Here is an 18,840-nt window from a genome sequence, read left to right on the forward strand (position 1 = left end):
TCTGACGCATCTGCTAATAATAGGTGTTTAGGCATACTACATGATACACCTGATGGGGTGACTGTTTCATATAGGAGCGACGTTTGAAGGAGGGGTACACTCGTGATAGAAATCGAAAAGCCGAAGATTGAGACCGTAGAAGCCAATGATGATGGGACCTATGGGAAATTCGTAGTTGAACCGCTGGAACGTGGATATGGCACGACTCTGGGGAACTCGCTTCGCCGGATCCTGCTTTCCTCCCTTCCGGGAGCCGCAGTGACTTCGGTCCAAATTGACGGCGTTCTGCATGAGTTCTCGACCGTTCCCGGCGTAATGGAAGATGTGACGGAAATCATCCTGAACCTTAAAGCTCTGTCTCTGAAGATTCATTCGGATGAAGAGAAAGTGTTCGAGATTGATGCTGAAGGAGAAGGCATCGTTACCGCGGGTGATATCCGTGCGGACAGCGATGTTGAGATCCTGAACCCGGATCTTCATATTGCAACGCTGGGACCTGGCGCGAGACTGCACATGCGCATTTTTGCAGGCCGTGGTCGCGGCTACGTCCAAGCGGACCGGAACAAACGCGACGATCAGCCAATTGGTGTAATTCCAGTTGACTCTATCTACACTCCTATTTCACGTGTGAATTACGGTATTGATAATACCCGTGTTGGTCAAGTGACTAACTACGACAAGTTGACGCTGGAAATTTGGACAGATGGCAGTATCCGACCGGAAGAAGCCGTTAGCCTTGGAGCCAAAATTTTGAACGAGCACCTCGTTCTATTCGTAGGTCTTACGGATGAAGCGAAAGACGCCGAAATTATGGTTGAAAAAGAAGAAGACAAAAAAGAAAAAGTACTTGAGATGACGATCGAGGAGCTTGATCTTTCTGTCCGTTCCTACAACTGCCTCAAACGTGCCGGTATTAATACCGTGCAAGAGCTGACTACGAAAACTGAAGAAGATATGATGAAGGTTCGTAACCTGGGCCGCAAATCTTTGGAAGAGGTTCAAGAGAAGCTTGAGGAACTTGGTTTGGGACTTCGTACAGAAGAATAGGACCCCGGAGTTCTTGAGACTTGAGTGAAGGAGGGAAAACAAATGGCATACCAAAAATTGGGCCGTGATTCCAGCGCGCGTAAAGCTTTGTTCCGCGATATGGTAACGGATCTGTTCCTATACGAACGTATTCAGACAACAGAAGCCAAAGCGAAGGAAGTTCGTTCCATCGCTGAGAAACTGATCACTAAAGCGAAAAAGGGCGATCTTCATGCTCGCCGTCAAGTAGCTGCATTTGTTCGTCGTGAGACTGTAGATGGTGAACAAGATGCAATCCAAAAATTGTTCTCTGACATTGCTCCACGTTACACAGAGCGTCCAGGCGGATACACTCGTATCCTGAAGCTGGGACCTCGCCGTGGCGATGCTGCGCCTATGGTTTATCTTGAACTGGTAGACCGCGCGTAGTTTCACAAGCCATGATTTCCGGATGTACGCTTTACGTATTTAACGTTATTGTACTGCAGGGCATAGTACCCTGCCGTGCAAATAACCGCGGGAATCACCTTGTATAGAGTAGAAGGAGCTCCCGCCGGGGCTCTTTTTTTTGAGAATAAATTAAGTATATGGACCAACAGGAGAATGAAATGCGCAATCTATTGATGAAAGTCAATTATGACGGTACCCACTATGATGGCTTTCAGACCCAGCCTCAGGGCAATACGATTCAGGACAAGCTGGAGCATGCTATTCAGCATCTGACCGGTGAGACGCTCAAAATCACGGGCTCAGGACGGACTGATGCAGGGGTGCATGCTTATGGCCAACCTTTTAACTTCATAACCTCCTCACAGATTCCGCTGGAGCGCTGGTGTCTGGCGCTGAATGCCAGGCTGCCGCAGGATATCGTGGTTACTGAGGCTGCTGAGGTTCCGCTCTCGTTCCACTCCCGTAGAGGGGCGAAGCGTAAAACCTACCGGTACACGATTAACGGCAACCGGTTCCCGGACCCGTTCCAGCGGCGCTGGCAGCATCATCATCCGATGAAGCTGAACGTTCCTGCGATGGAGCTGGGGCTAAGCGCGCTGCTGGGTACCCATGATTACACCTCGTTTGCGTCCAGGAAGTCTACCAAGACTTCGCATGTGCGGACCATTTATGAGGCTTATCTTGAAGTAGACCGCAGCATGTGCCGCCCGGGCTCTCCTGACCAGGGAGTGATCCATACCTATATTACAGGCAGTGGCTTTTTGCAGCATATGGTACGCATTATTATGGGCACGCTGATGCAGGTGGGGCAAGGTAAAATCAGCGCAGATAGAATGCCTGTCATTCTTGCGGCTTGTGATCGTGCAGTGGCCGGACCTACGGCTGTGTCTAAGGGGCTGGCACTCTGGAGTGTGGAATATGACGAGATAGACGACTAAACGGCCGATACTATATTTTTTATGAAAATAAGTACTGATTGTTTAAAAATCGCTTGCGCTTGTCATGTTTATACTGTAATATAAAAGTTGTGTTTTCTTGATGGCTATCCCACAGCCCCGATCAAGGAAATGCCAACAAATAAGTTTTTTAACTCACTAAATTGTAATTCAATCGCGAAACAAGATATACGAAACAGATGATTTTCGTACGAGAACAAGGAGGAAACATTCATGCGTACCACCTACATGGCGAAGCCGAACGAAGTTGAACGCAATTGGCACATCATTGATGCCGAAGGCAAAACACTTGGCCGTTTGGCAAGCGAAGCCGCTGCCCTGATCCGCGGCAAACACAAACCGCAATTCACTCCACACGTTGATACTGGTGATTTCGTAATTGTTATCAACGCTGAGAAGATTCACCTCACAGGTAAGAAAATGCAAAACAAGAAATACTACCGTCACTCGATGCACCCAGGTGGCTTGAAAGTTACCGTTGCGGAAGAACTGCTCAAGACCAAACCTGAGCGTATGATTGAATTCGCAGTTCATGGCATGATTCCTAAGACTCGTCAAGGTAATCACATGAAGCTGAGACTCAAAGTATATGCAGGCGCTGAACATCCACATGCAGCACAAAAACCTGAAGTTTACGAACTTCGCGGATAAGAATAAAGGAGGACAGTTTCATGGCACAAGTACAATACTATGGGACAGGTCGTCGTAAACATTCGGTAGCACGTGTTCGCCTTGTACCGGGTGAAGGACGCATTGTCATTAACAAACGTGAGATGGACGAATATTTCGGTGTTGAAACACTGAAGATGATCGTAAGACAACCTTTGAACCTGACTGAAACTCTGGGCAGCTACGATGTAATCGTACTTGCACATGGTGGCGGCATTTCCGGTCAAGCTGGCGCAATCCGTCACGGGATCTCCCGTGCATTGCTCAAAGTAGACCCTGAATATCGCGGTACGCTGAAGAAAGCCGGCTTCCTGACACGTGACCCACGTATGAAGGAACGTAAGAAATACGGCCTCAAAGCCGCTCGTCGCGCTCCACAGTTCTCGAAACGTTAAGATTCCCTTGTTATCAAGGAATGGAAGCTCCTGGCCTTTATGGTCGGGAGCTTTTTTGTTTTTCTCCAGAATACTAATATTCACAAATACTTTATTCCAAATTGAACGAAACCCATTGACTTCGCCGGATAAACGGATATACTATATCTTATAGAATTAGTCGGGATTAGCCTCGTAGGTTTCGATCTTGACGATATCCGGATGGAGGAAACTAAGATGAACCTGCTCGAGAAAGAGGATTTAATCAAAGTGAAAGCGGAAGAGCTGGAGAATGCTTCTCCCGAGGAGATTATCCGCTGGGCGGTGGAGACCTTTCCGAATATAACCTTTGCCTGCAGCTTCGGGGCGGAGGATGTAGTACTGGTGGATATGATCCAGAAGGTGAGTCCCTCGACAGATGTGTTCTATTTAGATACGGATTATCATTTCAAGGAAACCTATGAGACTAGAGATATTATGGCTGACAAGTACGGGATGGAGTTCGTACGGGTATCGCCGCAGATTACGGTGGAGGAGCAGGCCCAGCAGTATGGAGAGGCGCTGTGGAACACTGACCCGAACCAGTGCTGTGCGATCCGCAAGGTTGAACCGCTGACCCGTATTCTCTCGCAATACGACGCTTGGATTACCGGGATTCGCCGGGACCAGGCCCCTACTCGGGCTAATGCGAAGAAGATAGAATATGATAATAAGTTCGGGCTGGTCAAGTTCAATCCGATTGCCAACTGGACTACGGAGGATGTGTGGAATTATATCCGCGAGAATGATGTGATCTACAATCCGCTGCATGACCGCAATTTCCCGAGTATCGGCTGTGAGCAATGCACCCGGGCTGTTATGCCTGGTGAAGATCCGCGTGCCGGCAGATGGTCTGGTTCGGACAAGACAGAATGCGGACTACACAAATAAGATACGCCTAAATAAATATCGCTCAGATATGATCACTAATTTATCCGAACTTATTTACCCGCACGCACTAAATTACCAGCACTCTATACAGCACTACACAGGCATTGCACAGGAGGAGAGAACAGGGATGACTTCAATACTTCCTCACGGAGGAACGCTGATCCGGCGCATCGCAGACGGAGAAGAGAGAGAAGAACTGCTGAAGCAAGCTTCAGGCCAGCAATCGATTGCCCTCAATACATGGACCTTATCTGACTTGGATCTAATTGGCGTAGGGGCCTTCTCGCCGCTCACCGGATTTCTGAACGAAGAGGATTATCACTCGGTAGTAAGCAATATGCGCCTAGCTAACGGAACCGTATGGAGTATACCGGTTACGCTGGCTGTCGGTGACGAGCTTGCAGCAACTCTTAAGACAGGCGACAGGGTTTCTCTAATCGGTGAAGACGACGGTGTTGTCTACGGTCTACTGGATATCGAGAGCATCTACGCAGTAGATCAGCAGGTGGAGGCGCACAATGTATTCAAAACCACTGATCCGGAGCATCCTGGAGTCAGCAAACTATTGTCCCGCCCGACAACCTATGTAGGCGGACCAATAACGGTACTCAACCGTCCGCAGCCGGAGAAGTTCGCTGAATTCTATTTTGACCCCGCCGAAACCCGCCGGATCTTCGCCGATAAGGGCTGGAGAACGGTTGTAGGCTTCCAGACGCGTAACCCGGTACATCGTGCCCATGAGTATATCCAAAAATGCGCTATGGAGGTTGTGGACGCTCTGTTCCTCAATCCCCTGGTTGGTGAGACCAAGTCGGATGATGTTCCGGCCAACGTGCGGATGAAGAGTTATCTGGCCTTACTGGAGAATTATTATCCGGAGAACCGTACCTTCCTTGGCGTCTTCCCGGCAGCGATGCGTTATGCGGGCCCCCGTGAAGCCATTTTCCATGCCATGGTGCGCAAGAATTACGGCTGTACACACTTTATTGTCGGGCGTGATCACGCGGGTGTTGGTGATTATTACGGCACGTATGAAGCGCAGGAGATCTTTGCGAACTTCACCGCCGAGGAACTGGGCATCACGCCTTTGTTCTTCGAGCACAGCTTCTTCTGCGTGAAGTGCGGCAATATGGCCTCCAGCAAAACCTGCCCGCATCCGTCTGACCAGCACTTGACGCTCTCCGGTACGAAGGTGCGTGCATTGCTGCGTGACGGCCAGTGCCCGCCTCCAGAGTTCACCCGCCCGGAAGTGGCGCAGATCCTGATTGAAGGCATGTCACCGGAAGCCGCTTTGAAGTCCTAATCGAATAGGGAGCATAGCCAGTACTATTTGGCCCTCTTGTCCCATATAGATGAGTAGAATCTATCGGGACGAGGGGGTCTTTGTTATGTCTGGAGGGCAGAAGCATAAAGTCTCGGTCTGGATCTCTTGGCGCAGCATCAAAAAAGGTATCCTGGGCGCTGTGCTGCTCACGATAATGATCGGAATCATCGCCTACGACATGCCGACTGCCAAGACGGTCAATTATTGGAGCCTGCCGCTCTCCGGCAAGGTGATTGCCATTGATGCAGGTCATGGGGGACCGGACGGGGGAGCGGTGAGCCGCTCAGGCCTGATTGAGAAGGATATCAATCTCTCTGTGTCGCTGTACTTGCGCGATTATCTGCAGCAGGCTGGGGCGATTGTGGTGATGACCCGTGAAGGCGATTATGATCTGGCCCAGGGCAGCACCAAGGGGTACGCAAGACGCAAGACGGAGGATCTGAAGCAGCGGGTGCGGAGCATTGAAGAGAAGGGCGCCGATCTGTTTGTCAGCGTACATATGAACAGTATTCCCTCCAACCGCTGGAGCGGGGCGCAGACCTTCTATTATCCAAGCAGCGAGAGGAACAAGGCCTTGGCCGGGCTGGTTCAGGATGAGCTGAGAGCTACACTTGAGAATACGGACCGCGTGGCGAAGACAGCGAATACCATTTATTTGTTAAAAGTGTTAAAGATGCCGTCCGTGCTCGTTGAGGTAGGCTTCCTGTCACATCCTCAGGAGTCCTTGCTCCTTGGAGATGATCTGTACCAGCGGAAGGTGGCAACCAGCATCTACCGGGGCATCCTGCGGTACAGCTCCGAGCAGCGATAGCGGCATAGGGTGGGACTACTCTTCCCTCCGGGGGTAATGCTATAATGGGTACAAATACCGGGGCTTACCGCCGGATAGGAACAGAGGTGCTTTCCATGCAGACCAGGGAACAAATTCAGGAACTTTTACAGCCGCTTACAGACCCGGAATCCGGAAAAAGCCTGATCGAACTACAGTTAATCCGCGATATCATGATCAAGGAAGACCGTATTTCGTTATCCATCGTATGTCTGGAGTCGGATGAGAAGAAGCGGATGGAGCTGGAGCAGCAGGTACGCGACCTGCTTACGGAGGGCGGGGCAGAACAGATTCATATCCGCCTGCGTGATGCCACCGATTATGAACGGGCTATGCTTCGCGGAGAGGGCAGCGGGGACGAGCCGGATACAGATCAAGAGGGGAAGCTCAAAGGACACGCAGCGGGTCTTGAGGGACATGAGCTGATCAATGAGAACTCCGGTGTGAACTTCATCGCGATCGCCAGCGGCAAGGGCGGGGTCGGGAAATCAACAGTAACCGTGAATCTGGCGGTGGCGCTGGCCCGTAAGGGCAAGAGAGTGGGCCTGATCGATGCAGATATTTACGGCTTCAGTATCCCGGACATGATGGGTATTGAAGAAGGGCCGATCGTGGAAGAAGGAACGATTATTCCGGTAGAACGCTTCGGCGTCAAGGTCATGTCGATGGGCTTCTTTATCCGGGAGAATAGTCCGGTGATCTGGAGAGGACCGATGCTTGGCAAAATGCTGCGCCAGTTCTTCGCCGATGTCGGCTGGGGGGAACTGGATTACCTGCTGCTGGATCTGCCTCCGGGTACGGGCGATGTGGCCCTTGATGTCCACCAGATGCTGCCGCACAGCAAGGAGATCATTGTCACTACCCCTCATGCTACAGCTGCCTTTGTGGCGGCGAGAGCAGGCTCTATGGCTCTGCAGACTGAGCATGAGATTCTTGGCGTCATTGAGAATATGGCGTACTACGAATGCTCCTCCTGCGGCAAAAAGGATTACATCTTCGGCAGAGGCGGCGGAGCCCGTCTGGCGGAAACGCTGCACACAGAACTGCTGGCCCAGGTGCCGCTGGGTGCTCCGGACAACCATATTTCCGAGCCGGACTTCTCACCGTCAGTATATAAGGCGGATACGGCTACCGGAGTATTGTTCGCAGACATTGCAGACAAGCTGATTGCCAAGTACGAGCAATAATCACCCTTTGACCTTGCACGCACCTAAACAAATAAGGCCATGTCCCATCAACGGGGCAAGGCCTTATTTGTTTAAGAACCCGAACCGGAATCGTCTCCGCCTTCCTGCTTCTGGCTGTCGCCGCCCTGCTTGTCCTCCCCGCCGCTGCCTTCGCCTTTACCACCATCCTTTTTCTCAACCTTAGGCTGCAGTTCATCCTGGACCACGGATTTGAGAAGCGTAAGTACTTCCATTCGGAATAGCGGGTTCTGCATAGCCTCCTGCATAATCGTCATGGACTGCTTGCGGTAATCCGGAGTCTTCGTAAGATCGAGGAACATTTTCGCCATTTCCGGCGACTTCATAATTTCGCCAACCGACTTCTGATAAGTGGGGTCCTTGATCAATTGAAGATGAAGTTCCTTGCTCTGTTTATTAATCGCTTTGGCGAAATCGCCGGCAAACTGCGGATCAGTCATAATTTTTTCAATTTCCTTCTGATACTCCGGCGCGGTGAGGGTATCCTTGACAGCGAGCCGGATCTGCTCCGTGGTTTGCATAGGCATCATCTTCATGCTTAAGCCGCTGACGGCACTGCCCTCTTCTGAGCTTGGAGTAGACAAGGCCTCCTCTACAGCCTTTTTCCCTTCATCACTTTTCAATATATCGACAACCATCGTCTTCATTTCCTTATATCCGCCTTGTCCCGAAGAAGAACTGCTCTGTTCGCCCCCGCAGGCCGTCAAGGTGATTATCAAGCCAAGTGCCAAGCCTCCAGACCAGATAGCCCTCCATTTCATTGGCGCTGCCCTCCTTTATAGAATTACTGATTGTAGTATGCCGCGCCAAGGCACATTTATGTTGAAGCGGAATGGTTTTTTGACGGTAACCTTGGTAAAATAAATCTGACACGGGGAGGTGGAAGCGCTGAGCTTGAGAAAATGGTTTTATTTGTTCTGGACCACGCTTTTGATCGGTGCAGGCGGGGCTGTCATTGCCGGACTTGCTCTGCAGATAGGGAATGGCGGTATACAATTTAAAGGCACTGCCGATCTTCTCCTGTACTCCCTGATTCTTTTGGGCTACGGAGTGCTTGTAAGCGTATACGCCCAGCTCGGATTTTTTGCATATCTGATCCTCAACTATACGGGCATTGGGGTGTTCCCGCGCAAGGCGTGGCGTTACATACAGCTGGTGCTGGCCGTGCTGGCGTTGTTTGAGCTGATGTTCCTGCGCACCTTTGTCAGCGGAGACCAGAGCGCCCGGACGGATTTGACGCTAGGCGTGGCTATTCTGTTCACTGCACTTATTGTATCTTGGCTCAAAATGCGCAGCACGAACGCGTCAGCCTGGGTCCCGACCTTTTTTTTCATGACAGCCATCACTATAGTGGAGATTATCGGTGTGCTGCGGATCGGCGTGGACAGCGCCACCATCTTTATTCTTGTACCGCTTATCGCCTGTAATGCCTTCCAGATTCTGATGCTGCACCGTGTACTGAAGCCGGCCACAATCTGACCATAGCAATCATGCTCAAAACCCCGCCCCTCTGTATACAACCAGGGAGGCGGGGTTTTGGCATTGCCTGTGGGGAGCGGTTAGAATGAAGATGAAGAGGTTAATCTTAAAGAACAGAGTGGAGGAGGGAATATATGAACATCAAGCGCTATATGATAAAAGACACAAGTGAAACACGCCTGAAGGACCTCGATCCTGATGAACGGGGAGACTTCAAATCCAAAGAAGAAGCCGAAGCCAAAATGGAGAAGCTGAAGGAACGGCTGGTCAAGCTGCAGGATATCCTTTTTGCACAGAAAAAGCATTCGCTGCTAGTGATCCTGCAAGGAATGGATTCAAGCGGTAAGGACGGAACCGTCAAACACATCTTCTCCGGCATTAATCCGCAGGGGTTCATCGTCACCAGCTTCAAGAAGCCTTCACTGGAGGAAGAAGCACACGATTTCCTGTGGAGAGTTCATATGAAGACCCCGCCCAAAGGCTATATTGCCGCATTCAACCGTTCGCATTATGAGGATGTGCTGGTGCCCCGCGTGCATGGCAGTCTTAGCAAGGAGGATGCCAAGCGGCGGTTCCGCTACATCCGCCAGTTCGAGGAGATGCTGGCGGAAGAGGGAACGACGGTCATTAAGCTCTTTCTGCATATCTCCAAGGAGAAGCAGCTGGAGAAGATTAAGGAGCGGCTTGAAGATCCGGCGAAGCACTGGAAATTCGATGCCAGTGATCTGCAGGAACGCGAATACTGGGACGATTATCAAAAGGCGTATGAGGATGTTTTCCAGGAGAGCAGTATAGATAAGGCTCCATGGTACTGGATTCCGGCGAATCACCGCTGGTACCGCAACTATCTGGCGCTGAAGATTGTGGTCAAAACGCTGGAGGGGCTTGACCTGAGTTACCCGAAGCTGAATACACCGACGCCTGATATCTCTCAGCTGATCTCACCGCGTCACTGATGCCATACACAGGTAAGGGAGTTACATTCCTGCAGCGTCTTCCAGGCCATTATTCAGCAAGGCGGAATCGCGGACTTCCTTACCGTTTGCACTGCTTTGGCTGATTAGCTCAGAGACGGTTACGAACTCATACCCCTGGCTGCGCAGCTTATCAATAATCTGAGGCAAGGCTTCATGCGTTTGTTTACAGGAGTCGCTGGCATGCAGCAGCACAATATCCCCGGGATGGGCTTTGCTCGTTACACGGTTAACGATGTTATCCACACCGATGTTCTTCCAGTCCAGTGAGTCCGTGTCCCATTGAATGACTTTATAGCCGAGATCGGTGGCCACCTGCAGGACTCTTTTGTCAAAATCACCGTTAGGCATTCTGATCAGGTTGGGCTGAGAACCGGTTAGCTCCGTCAATACTGTATGGGCAGTACTGATCTGCGTGCGGATTTCATCATTGCTTAGCGTACTGTAGTTCACATGCTTGTGACCGTGGCTGCCAATCTCGAACCCGGCGTCTTTGATGCTTGTTACGATTTCAGGATGGGTTTTGCTCCAAGGTGAGGATAGGAAGAATGTCGCTTTATCCACCTTCTTGTCTTCCAGCACCTTCAGAATCGGCTCAGGCCGTTTCTCTCCCCAGCTGATATCGAAGGTCAAGGCGATCAGCTTCTTTTCCGTCGGCACACTGTAAATGGCAGAAGGGGCAGCTTCAGAGAATACGGTGATATTGCCCCTCTCCACATAGACAACGCCGGCGGTAAGAAGCGCAGCAGCAAAAATGTACAGGAACCGTTTGATCTTTTTGCCGCTAAATACATAAAAAGAATTCATAATGTCAGCGCTCCTCTCCCATGCGAAATGCTTGTTTGTTCTAAATGTATGCTCGTACAGGGCGCTTATGACCTCAGATATGAATCAATCCATACGAAATGCAATTCGGCAGAATCCAAATCAGGAGGTACGCATGTTATCTTTTAATACATTTATCAAGGATCTAAGGACAATTCGCACCGCGCTCCTAATGGCCACAATCCTGTTCATAGCGGGGGGAATCTTGGGCTGGCTCGGCACAGGTAGTCTTCAGCAGCTGCTGAATGAGCAATTGAAGGGGATCAGTAAGATTAGCGGGAACCTTAGAGAGTCGTCCAATCCGCAGTGGAGCTTTTTTGTATTCATTTTTCTGAACAATAGTATCAAAAGCGTAGTCATCATTTATCTGGGCGCCTTATTCGGCCTCTTGCCGGCATTCTTCCTGCTCATCAACGGTGCGGTTATCGGCTATCTGATTCATTTGTCCGCGATACAGGGACAGGATCTGTTCACGCTGATTGTAAAAGGACTGCTGCCGCATGGCATCATTGAGATTCCGGCTATCATCATTGCCTGCGCCTTTGGGCTAAAGTTCGGCAGTAAGGTGCTCTCTGCACTCTTTGGAGCGATGAAGCGGAGCGGGGAAGAGCCAGTGAACTGGCAGGCCTTTATGCGGCAGACCTTCACCGCTTCAGTCTGGATTGTGATTTTGTTATTTGTTGCAGCAATCATCGAGAGCACAATTACATTTTGGCTTTTATCATAAAATTCTGGGGAATTGTGCATAACAGTAAAGCCGGAACATTTGGATCTCCTGCCAGGTTGAATATAGGGAGTCCTAAAATGGAATTTTCTTATGATATTGGTTATAGGTTCAATACTCCGGTTAATTTAGTGTAAGCACTTCAATAGAGCTTCCCACATCAAATGGCTTTTTGATTGAGATGAAATGGCGTTTGATGATTTTGGATAACTATGAATTTCATGAAGGAGGCCAAGCATATGTTAGGGATGTTATTCAATGAGAAGGAATGCAAGGAGCTGGACTATGTTTTGCGTAAAGAGCTGGATGAGATGCTGCTGGATATGAGTGACCAGCGTTTAGATCAGAACATTAGGCATGCGATTGCCAATCGATATAAAACAGTTTTCCGTATGTATGCACGATTTGCTCCACAGAAAGAGCTGTCTAAGTATGCGTGGGGTGGACGTTCTTCTCAGTTCAAGCACTAGTATTGGAGCGGGCTGATAACCGGAATAAATAAAATGAATGGAATAGCTTGACGAAAAGGGAGCCGACATGATACATTATATCTCGCGCTCCTTTTGAATGTTTAAAGAGAAGACGCAGGCAAGAAATAATGAAAAATAACTTTTTCAAAAAAAAGCTTGCCAAACAACGAAACACTATGATATATTATGAAGGTCGCCGCTGAGATGCGGTGAAGAGCTAAAATGAGACATTGATCTTTGAAAACTGAACAACGAGTGAGTGGGAAATCACTTCGGTGAGATCCAAAAATGAGAATGTAAATTCTCGTCAGATGTTTCAAAATGAGCAATCGCTCTTTCTAAATACCAATTTGGAGAGTTTGATCCTGGCTCAGGACGAACGCTGGCGGCATGCCTAATACATGCAAGTCGAGCGGAGTTTGAAAGGAAGCTTGCTTCCTTTCAAACTTAGCGGCGGACGGGTGAGTAACACGTAGGCAACCTGCCCTCAAGCCTGGGATAACTACCGGAAACGGTAGCTAATACCGGATAATTTCTTTTTTCTCCTGAGAGAAGAATGAAAGGCGGAGCAATCTGCTGCTTGGGGATGGGCCTGCGGCGCATTAGCTAGTTGGTGGGGTAACGGCCCACCAAGGCGACGATGCGTAGCCGACCTGAGAGGGTGAACGGCCACACTGGGACTGAGACACGGCCCAGACTCCTACGGGAGGCAGCAGTAGGGAATCTTCCGCAATGGGCGCAAGCCTGACGGAGCAATGCCGCGTGAGTGATGAAGGTTTTCGGATCGTAAAGCTCTGTTGCCAGGGAAGAACGTCCGGTAGAGTAACTGCTACCGGAGTGACGGTACCTGAGAAGAAAGCCCCGGCTAACTACGTGCCAGCAGCCGCGGTAATACGTAGGGGGCAAGCGTTGTCCGGAATTATTGGGCGTAAAGCGCGCGCAGGCGGTTATTTAAGTCTGGTGTTTAAACCTTGGGCTCAACCTGAGGTCGCACTGGAAACTGGGTGACTTGAGTACAGAAGAGGAAAGTGGAATTCCACGTGTAGCGGTGAAATGCGTAGATATGTGGAGGAACACCAGTGGCGAAGGCGACTTTCTGGGCTGTAACTGACGCTGAGGCGCGAAAGCGTGGGGAGCAAACAGGATTAGATACCCTGGTAGTCCACGCCGTAAACGATGAGTGCTAGGTGTTAGGGGTTTCGATACCCTTGGTGCCGAAGTTAACACAGTAAGCACTCCGCCTGGGGAGTACGGTCGCAAGACTGAAACTCAAAGGAATTGACGGGGACCCGCACAAGCAGTGGAGTATGTGGTTTAATTCGAAGCAACGCGAAGAACCTTACCAGGTCTTGACATCCAACTAACGAAGCAGAGATGCATCAGGTGCCCTTCGGGGAAAGTTGAGACAGGTGGTGCATGGTTGTCGTCAGCTCGTGTCGTGAGATGTTGGGTTAAGTCCCGCAACGAGCGCAACCCTTGACTTTAGTTGCCAGCAGGTTGAGCTGGGCACTCTAGAGTGACTGCCGGTGACAAACCGGAGGAAGGTGGGGATGACGTCAAATCATCATGCCCCTTATGACCTGGGCTACACACGTACTACAATGGCCGGTACAACGGGAAGCGAAGCCGCGAGGTGGAGCCAATCCCAGCAAAGCCGGTCTCAGTTCGGATTGCAGGCTGCAACTCGCCTGCATGAAGTCGGAATTGCTAGTAATCGCGGATCAGCATGCCGCGGTGAATACGTTCCCGGGTCTTGTACACACCGCCCGTCACACCACGAGAGTTTACAACACCCGAAGTCGGTGGGGTAACCCGCAAGGGAGCCAGCCGCCGAAGGTGGGGTAGATGATTGGGGTGAAGTCGTAACAAGGTAGCCGTATCGGAAGGTGCGGCTGGATCACCTCCTTTCTATGGAGAATCGTCTTCTGCAATGAAGACATTCAAATCGGAAGCTTTGCTTCCACAATAGAACCTTCGGGTTCGGACACTCACTCGTGTTCAGTTTTGAAAGAGCAAGTCTCTTTCGTATGCGTTTGGTGGCGATAGCGGAGGGGTTCCACACGTACCCATCCCGAACACGACCGTTAAGCCCTCCAGCGCCGATGGTACTTGGACCGAAGGGTCCTGGGAGAGTAGGACGCCGCCAAGCGAACAATCAATTCATTGATTGCTTCACTACTGCAAGTTTTGTTATATGGGCTTTTAGCTCAGTTGGTTAGAGCGCACCTCTGATAAGGGTGAGGTCGGTGGTTCGAGTCCACCAAGGCCCACCATATAACACTTCAATTGAATACTTACTTTGGGGCCATAGCTCAGCTGGGAGAGCGCCTGCCTTGCAAGCAGGAGGTCAGCGGTTCGATCCCGCTTGGCTCCACCAATTATTCTTTACAACAGTATATGCAACAACTTGATCCTTGAAAACTGGATACCGAAACGAATTTGCGTTTTAGAACATTCCTTTAAGCTGAACTTGTGTAAACAAGTTTCATATTAATGGCGATACTAGCGATTTTCCTTAGGGAAAACACATTGGTTAAGCTACTAAGAGCACACGGAGGATGCCTAGGCGCCAGGAGCCGACGAAGGACGTGGCGAACAACGAAACTGCCTCGGGGAGCTGTAAGCAAGCTTTGATCCGGGGGTGTCCGAATGGGGAAACCCAGCTGTGGTAATTCGCAGTTACTCGTATCTGAATACATAGGATACGCAGAGGCAGACCAGGGGAACTGAAACATCTAAGTACCCTGAGGAAGAGAAAACAATAGTGATTCCGTCAGTAGCGGCGAGCGAACGCGGAACAGCCTAAACCAAGGGGCTTGCCTCTTGGGGTTGTGGGACGTCTCACATGGAGTTACAAAGGAATATGGTAGGCGAAGAGGTCTGGAAAGGCCCGCGATAGAGGTAAAAGCCCTGTAGCCCAAACTGTGTTCTCTCCGAGACGGATCCCGAGTAGTGCGGGGCACGTGAAACCCCGTATGAATCCAGCAGGACCATCTGCTAAGGCTAAATACTACCTGGCGACCGATAGTGAAACAGTACCGTGAGGGAAAGGTGAAAAGCACCCCGGAAGGGGAGTGAAATAGAACCTGAAACCGTGTGCTTACAAAAAGTCAGAGCCCTTTCTATGGGTGATGGCGTGCCTTTTGTAGAATGAACCGGCGAGTTACGTTTAACATGCAAGGTTAAGGTGAGAAGCCGGAGCCGCAGCGAAAGCGAGTCTGAATAGGGCGACTGAGTATGTGGACGTAGACCCGAAACCGTGTGATCTACCCCTGTCCAGGGTGAAGGTGCGGTAACACGCACTGGAGGCCCGAACCCACGCATGTTGAAAAATGCGGGGATGAGGTGGGGGTAGCGGAGAAATTCCAATCGAACTCGGAGATAGCTGGTTCTCCCCGAAATAGCTTTAGGGCTAGCCTCGGTGAATGGAGTGGTGGAGGTAGAGCACTGATTGGGTGCGGGGCCCGCAAGGGTTACCAAGCTCAGTCAAACTCCGAATGCCATTTACTTCTTGCCGGGAGTCAGACAGTGAGTGCTAAGATCCATTGTCAAAAGGGAAACAGCCCAGACCATCAGCTAAGGTCCCCAAGTGTGTGTTAAGTGGGAAAGGATGTGGAGTTGCACAGACAACCAGGATGTTGGCTTAGAAGCAGCCACCATTGAAAGAGTGCGTAATAGCTCACTGGTCGAGTGACTCTGCGCCGAAAATGTAACGGGGCTAAACACACCACCGAAGCTATGGCTAGATGCTTTGCATCTGGGGTAGGGGAGCGTTGTATATACGTTGAAGGTGTACCGTAAGGAGCGCTGGAGAGTATACAAGTGAGAATGCCGGTATGAGTAACGAAAAGATCAGTGAGAATCTGATCCGCCGAAAGCCCAAGGTTTCCTGAGGAAGGCTCGTCCGCTCAGGGTAAGTCGGGACCTAAGGCGAGGCCGACAGGCGTAGTCGAAGGACAACAGTTTGAAATTACTGTACCACCGTAATCCGCTATGAGCGATGGGGTGACGCAGGAGGGTAGTGACGCGGACTGATGGATGTCCGTCTAAGCAGTGAGGCTGGTGTGTAGGCAAATCCGCACATCGTAAGGCTGGGCTGTGATGGGGAGCGAAAATTATAGTAGCGAAGGTCATGATCTCACACTGCCAAGAAAAGCCTCTAGTCAGGAGAAGGTGCCCGTACCGCAAACCGACACAGGTAGGCGAGAAGAGAATTCTAAGGCGCGCGGAAGAACTCTCGTTAAGGAACTCGGCAAAATGACCCCGTAACTTCGGGAGAAGGGGTGCCTCGGTAGGGTGAATAGCCCGAGGGGGCCGCAGTGAAAAGGCCCAAGCGACTGTTTAGCAAAAACACAGGTCTGTGCGAAGCCGTAAGGCGAAGTATACGGGCTGACGCCTGCCCGGTGCTGGAAGGTTAAGGGGAGCGGTTAGGAGCAATCCGAAGCTGTGAACCGAAGCCCCAGTAAACGGCGGCCGTAACTATAACGGTCCTAAGGTAGCGAAATTCCTTGTCAGGTAAATTCTGACCCGCACGAATGGCGTAACGACTTGGGCGCTGTCTCAACGAGAGATCCGGTGAAATTTTAATACCTGTGAAGATGCAGGTTACCCGCGACAAGACGGAAAGACCCCATGGAGCTTTACTGCAGCTTGATATTGAATTTGGGTACGATCTGTACAGGATAGGTGGGAGCCGTGGAGGCAGGAGCGCAAGCTTCTGCGGAGGCGCCGTTGGGATACCACCCTGATCGTATCTAGGTTCTAACCTAGTGCCCTCATCGGGTACGGGGACCGTGTCAGGCGGGCAGTTTGACTGGGGCGGTCGCCTCCTAAAGAGTAACGGAGGCGTTCAAAGGTTCCCTCAGAATGGTTGGAAATCATTCGCAGAGTGCAAAGGCATAAGGGAGCTTGACTGCGAGACCTACAAGTCGAGCAGGGACGAAAGTCGGACTTAGTGATCCGGTGGTACCGCATGGAAGGGCCATCGCTCAACGGATAAAAGCTACCCTGGGGATAACAGGCTTATCTCCCCCAAGAGTCCACATCGACGGGGAGGTTTGGCACCTCGATGTCGGCTCATCGCATCCTGGGGCTGAAGTAGGTCCCAAGGGTTGGGCTGTTCGCCCATTAAAGCGGTACGCGAGCTGGGTTCAGAACGTCGTGAGACAGTTCGGTCCCTATCTGTCGTGGGCGCAGGAAATTTGAGAGGAGCTGTCCTTAGTACGAGAGGACCGGGATGGACGTACCGCTGGTGCATCAGTTGTTCCGCCAGGAGCATGGCTGAGTAGCTACGTACGGACGGGATAAGCGCTGAAAGCATCTAAGCGTGAAGCCCCCCTCAAGATGAGATTTCCCAACATGTAAGACCCCTTGAAGACGACGAGGTAGATAGGTTGGAGGTGGAAGTGCAGCAATGCATGGAGCTGACCAATACTAATCGGTCGAGGGCTTATCCAAACTTTTAACACGCAGATTCGTTTCGGATTCAGTTTTCAGGAATCAAATTCCTGAAGCATTTACGCTGTAAATGCCCGTTTGGTGGCGATAGCGGAGGGGTTCCACACGTACCCATCCCGAACACGACCGTTAAGCCCTCCAGCGCCGATGGTACTTGGACCGAAGGGTCCTGGGAGAGTAGGACGTTGCCAAGCGGACAATATTCCCTGATAGCTCAGTTGGTAGAGCACTCGACTGTTAATCGAGTTGTCACAGGTTCGAGTCCTGTTCGGGGAGCCATGCTCTCATAGCTCAGCAGGTAGAGTGCTTCCATGGTAAGGAAGAGGTCACCGGTTCGAATCCGGTTGAGAGCTCCACAAATTTTTTAAGGCCCGTTGGTCAAGGGGTTAAGACACCTCCCTTTCACGGAGGTAACATGGGTTCGAATCCCATACGGGTCACCATTTTTTATGGGATGAGAATTCCCTGGGTTCGTTGAAGCATAGGCATCGTAAGGAATACTTCGCAATCTCGTAATGGAGTGAAGAGTATCCCATACGGGTCACCATTTTTAACTAGTACCCTTATTAGTCACCATACATATGGAGGCTTAGCTCAGCTGGGAGAGCATCTGCCTTACAAGCAGAGGGTCGGGGGTTCGAACCCCTCAGCCTCCACCATAATGTTCTTGATATTTGAGGGAGATTGTGGGCATTATATAGGTATCTATTGTAGGGGATTCGCCAAGTGGTAAGGCAACGGACTCTGACTCCGTCATCATAGGTTCGAATCCTATATCCCCTGCCAAATATGAGCCATTAGCTCAGTTGGTAGAGCACCTGACTTTTAATCAGGGTGTCGAAGGTTCGAGTCCTTCATGGCTCACTTTTATTGATTCATGCGCGTGTGGCGGAATGGCAGACGCACCAGACTTAGGATCTGGCGTCGTAAGACGTGGGGGTTCAAGTCCCTTCACGCGCACCACTTATTTGCGGACGTGGCTCAGCGGTAGAGCATCGCCTTGCCAAGGCGAGGGTCGCGGGTTCGATTCCCGTCGTCCGCTCCAAATTTTTTGCGCCCTTAGCTCAGCTGGATAGAGCGTTTGACTACGAATCAAAAGGTCGGGAGTTCGAATCTCTCAGGGCGCGCCATTTATACTTCATTGATTC

General features: G+C 50.8%; 15 protein-coding genes, 11 tRNA genes and 4 rRNA genes. 28 read left to right on the forward strand and 2 right to left on the reverse strand.

What is annotated here, in order from left to right; translation table 11 throughout:
- The first annotated feature begins 102 nt into the window (after nucleotides 1–102).
- From MHH78_RS06140 to MHH78_RS06180, 9 genes are all read left to right on the forward strand, one after another.
- On the forward strand, nucleotides 103–1,047 hold the full coding sequence (locus MHH78_RS06140) for a DNA-directed RNA polymerase subunit alpha (RefSeq protein ID WP_036692422.1): 945 nt from the start codon (nucleotides 103–105) through the stop codon (nucleotides 1,045–1,047).
- Between the two features lie 42 nt (nucleotides 1,048–1,089).
- On the forward strand, nucleotides 1,090–1,455 hold the full coding sequence (gene rplQ, locus MHH78_RS06145; RefSeq protein WP_019908254.1) for a 50S ribosomal protein L17: 366 nt from the start codon (nucleotides 1,090–1,092) through the stop codon (nucleotides 1,453–1,455).
- A 179-nt stretch (nucleotides 1,456–1,634) separates the two neighbouring features.
- Entirely contained in the window at nucleotides 1,635–2,414 is a 780-nt protein-coding gene (truA, locus tag MHH78_RS06150) for a tRNA pseudouridine(38-40) synthase TruA (RefSeq protein ID WP_341166891.1), read from the forward strand.
- Between the two features lie 231 nt (nucleotides 2,415–2,645).
- Nucleotides 2,646–3,083, forward strand: coding sequence for a 50S ribosomal protein L13 (gene rplM / locus MHH78_RS06155; RefSeq protein WP_036721811.1), 438 nt, complete (start codon nucleotides 2,646–2,648; stop codon nucleotides 3,081–3,083).
- A gap of 20 nt (nucleotides 3,084–3,103) precedes the next feature.
- The gene (gene rpsI, locus MHH78_RS06160) at nucleotides 3,104–3,496 is read left to right on the forward strand and encodes a 30S ribosomal protein S9 (protein ID WP_036692433.1); all 393 of its coding nucleotides are present in this window, start codon (nucleotides 3,104–3,106) and stop codon (nucleotides 3,494–3,496) included.
- A 216-nt stretch (nucleotides 3,497–3,712) separates the two neighbouring features.
- Nucleotides 3,713–4,405 carry a phosphoadenylyl-sulfate reductase gene (locus tag MHH78_RS06165; protein ID WP_341166892.1) on the forward strand — a complete coding sequence of 231 codons (693 nt, stop codon included), beginning with the start codon at nucleotides 3,713–3,715 and terminating at the stop codon, nucleotides 4,403–4,405.
- A gap of 127 nt (nucleotides 4,406–4,532) precedes the next feature.
- On the forward strand, nucleotides 4,533–5,708 hold the full coding sequence (gene sat / locus MHH78_RS06170) for a sulfate adenylyltransferase (RefSeq protein WP_341166893.1): 1,176 nt from the start codon (nucleotides 4,533–4,535) through the stop codon (nucleotides 5,706–5,708).
- Nucleotides 5,709–5,793: 85 nt separating this feature from the next.
- Entirely contained in the window at nucleotides 5,794–6,540 is a 747-nt protein-coding gene (gene cwlD, locus MHH78_RS06175; RefSeq protein WP_341166894.1) for an N-acetylmuramoyl-L-alanine amidase CwlD, read from the forward strand.
- A 95-nt stretch (nucleotides 6,541–6,635) separates the two neighbouring features.
- Nucleotides 6,636–7,745 carry an Mrp/NBP35 family ATP-binding protein gene (locus tag MHH78_RS06180; RefSeq protein ID WP_341170289.1) on the forward strand — a complete coding sequence of 370 codons (1,110 nt, stop codon included), beginning with the start codon at nucleotides 6,636–6,638 and terminating at the stop codon, nucleotides 7,743–7,745.
- A 71-nt stretch (nucleotides 7,746–7,816) separates the two neighbouring features.
- On the opposite strand, the gene gerD is transcribed toward MHH78_RS06180, so the two are convergent.
- Nucleotides 7,817–8,524 carry a spore germination lipoprotein GerD gene (gene gerD / locus MHH78_RS06185; protein WP_341166895.1) on the reverse strand — a complete coding sequence of 236 codons (708 nt, stop codon included), beginning with the start codon at nucleotides 8,522–8,524 and terminating at the stop codon, nucleotides 7,817–7,819.
- A 127-nt stretch (nucleotides 8,525–8,651) separates the two neighbouring features.
- On the opposite strand from gerD, the gene MHH78_RS06190 reads away from it, so the two are divergent.
- Together MHH78_RS06190 and MHH78_RS06195 are read left to right on the forward strand one after the other, a co-directional pair.
- The gene (locus MHH78_RS06190; RefSeq protein ID WP_076081762.1) at nucleotides 8,652–9,242 is read left to right on the forward strand and encodes a KinB-signaling pathway activation protein; all 591 of its coding nucleotides are present in this window, start codon (nucleotides 8,652–8,654) and stop codon (nucleotides 9,240–9,242) included.
- A gap of 134 nt (nucleotides 9,243–9,376) precedes the next feature.
- Nucleotides 9,377–10,198, forward strand: a complete 822-nt coding sequence (locus MHH78_RS06195) for a PPK2 family polyphosphate kinase (RefSeq protein ID WP_036721770.1) — start codon at nucleotides 9,377–9,379, stop codon at nucleotides 10,196–10,198.
- A gap of 21 nt (nucleotides 10,199–10,219) precedes the next feature.
- Here the strand turns inward: MHH78_RS06195 and pdaB are convergent, their stop codons facing one another.
- On the reverse strand, nucleotides 10,220–11,023 hold the full coding sequence (gene pdaB, locus MHH78_RS06200; RefSeq protein WP_036721768.1) for a polysaccharide deacetylase family sporulation protein PdaB: 804 nt from the start codon (nucleotides 11,021–11,023) through the stop codon (nucleotides 10,220–10,222).
- Nucleotides 11,024–11,156: 133 nt separating this feature from the next.
- On the opposite strand from pdaB, the gene MHH78_RS06205 reads away from it, so the two are divergent.
- The 17 genes from MHH78_RS06205 (at nucleotide 11,157) to MHH78_RS06285 (ending at nucleotide 18,822) form a co-directional block, all read left to right on the forward strand.
- Entirely contained in the window at nucleotides 11,157–11,768 is a 612-nt protein-coding gene (locus MHH78_RS06205; RefSeq protein WP_341166896.1) for a stage II sporulation protein M, read from the forward strand.
- A gap of 236 nt (nucleotides 11,769–12,004) precedes the next feature.
- The gene (locus MHH78_RS06210; RefSeq protein WP_036692450.1) at nucleotides 12,005–12,235 is read left to right on the forward strand and encodes a hypothetical protein; all 231 of its coding nucleotides are present in this window, start codon (nucleotides 12,005–12,007) and stop codon (nucleotides 12,233–12,235) included.
- 347 nt (nucleotides 12,236–12,582) lie between these two features.
- Nucleotides 12,583–14,143, forward strand: a 16S ribosomal RNA gene (locus tag MHH78_RS06215).
- 124 nt (nucleotides 14,144–14,267) lie between these two features.
- Nucleotides 14,268–14,384, forward strand: a 5S ribosomal RNA gene (gene rrf, locus MHH78_RS06220).
- Nucleotides 14,385–14,431: 47 nt separating this feature from the next.
- A tRNA-Ile gene (locus MHH78_RS06225) sits at nucleotides 14,432–14,508 on the forward strand.
- A gap of 28 nt (nucleotides 14,509–14,536) precedes the next feature.
- Nucleotides 14,537–14,612: transfer RNA gene (locus tag MHH78_RS06230), tRNA-Ala, on the forward strand.
- A gap of 154 nt (nucleotides 14,613–14,766) precedes the next feature.
- Nucleotides 14,767–17,692 (forward strand): 23S ribosomal RNA (locus tag MHH78_RS06235).
- A gap of 77 nt (nucleotides 17,693–17,769) precedes the next feature.
- A 5S ribosomal RNA gene (gene rrf, locus MHH78_RS06240) occupies nucleotides 17,770–17,886 on the forward strand.
- The 16S, 23S and 5S rRNA genes sit together here with 11 tRNA genes alongside, the layout of an rRNA operon.
- Nucleotides 17,887–17,895: 9 nt before the next feature.
- Nucleotides 17,896–17,971 (forward strand) — tRNA-Asn (locus MHH78_RS06245).
- Between the two features lies 1 nt (nucleotide 17,972).
- Nucleotides 17,973–18,048 (forward strand) — tRNA-Thr (locus tag MHH78_RS06250).
- A gap of 12 nt (nucleotides 18,049–18,060) precedes the next feature.
- A tRNA-Glu gene (locus MHH78_RS06255) sits at nucleotides 18,061–18,135 on the forward strand.
- A 140-nt stretch (nucleotides 18,136–18,275) separates the two neighbouring features.
- Nucleotides 18,276–18,351: transfer RNA gene (locus MHH78_RS06260), tRNA-Val, on the forward strand.
- Between the two features lie 53 nt (nucleotides 18,352–18,404).
- Nucleotides 18,405–18,478: transfer RNA gene (locus tag MHH78_RS06265), tRNA-Gln, on the forward strand.
- A gap of 5 nt (nucleotides 18,479–18,483) precedes the next feature.
- Nucleotides 18,484–18,556: transfer RNA gene (locus MHH78_RS06270), tRNA-Lys, on the forward strand.
- 15 nt (nucleotides 18,557–18,571) lie between these two features.
- Nucleotides 18,572–18,655 (forward strand) — tRNA-Leu (locus tag MHH78_RS06275).
- Nucleotides 18,656–18,662: 7 nt separating this feature from the next.
- A tRNA-Gly gene (locus MHH78_RS06280) sits at nucleotides 18,663–18,737 on the forward strand.
- An 8-nt stretch (nucleotides 18,738–18,745) separates the two neighbouring features.
- Nucleotides 18,746–18,822 (forward strand) — tRNA-Arg (locus MHH78_RS06285).
- Nucleotides 18,823–18,840: the final 18 nt, after the last annotated feature.

Source organism: Paenibacillus sp. FSL H3-0333, assembly GCF_038002805.1.
GTDB classification, from domain to species: Bacteria; Bacillota; Bacilli; order Paenibacillales; family Paenibacillaceae; genus Paenibacillus_AQ; species Paenibacillus_AQ silagei.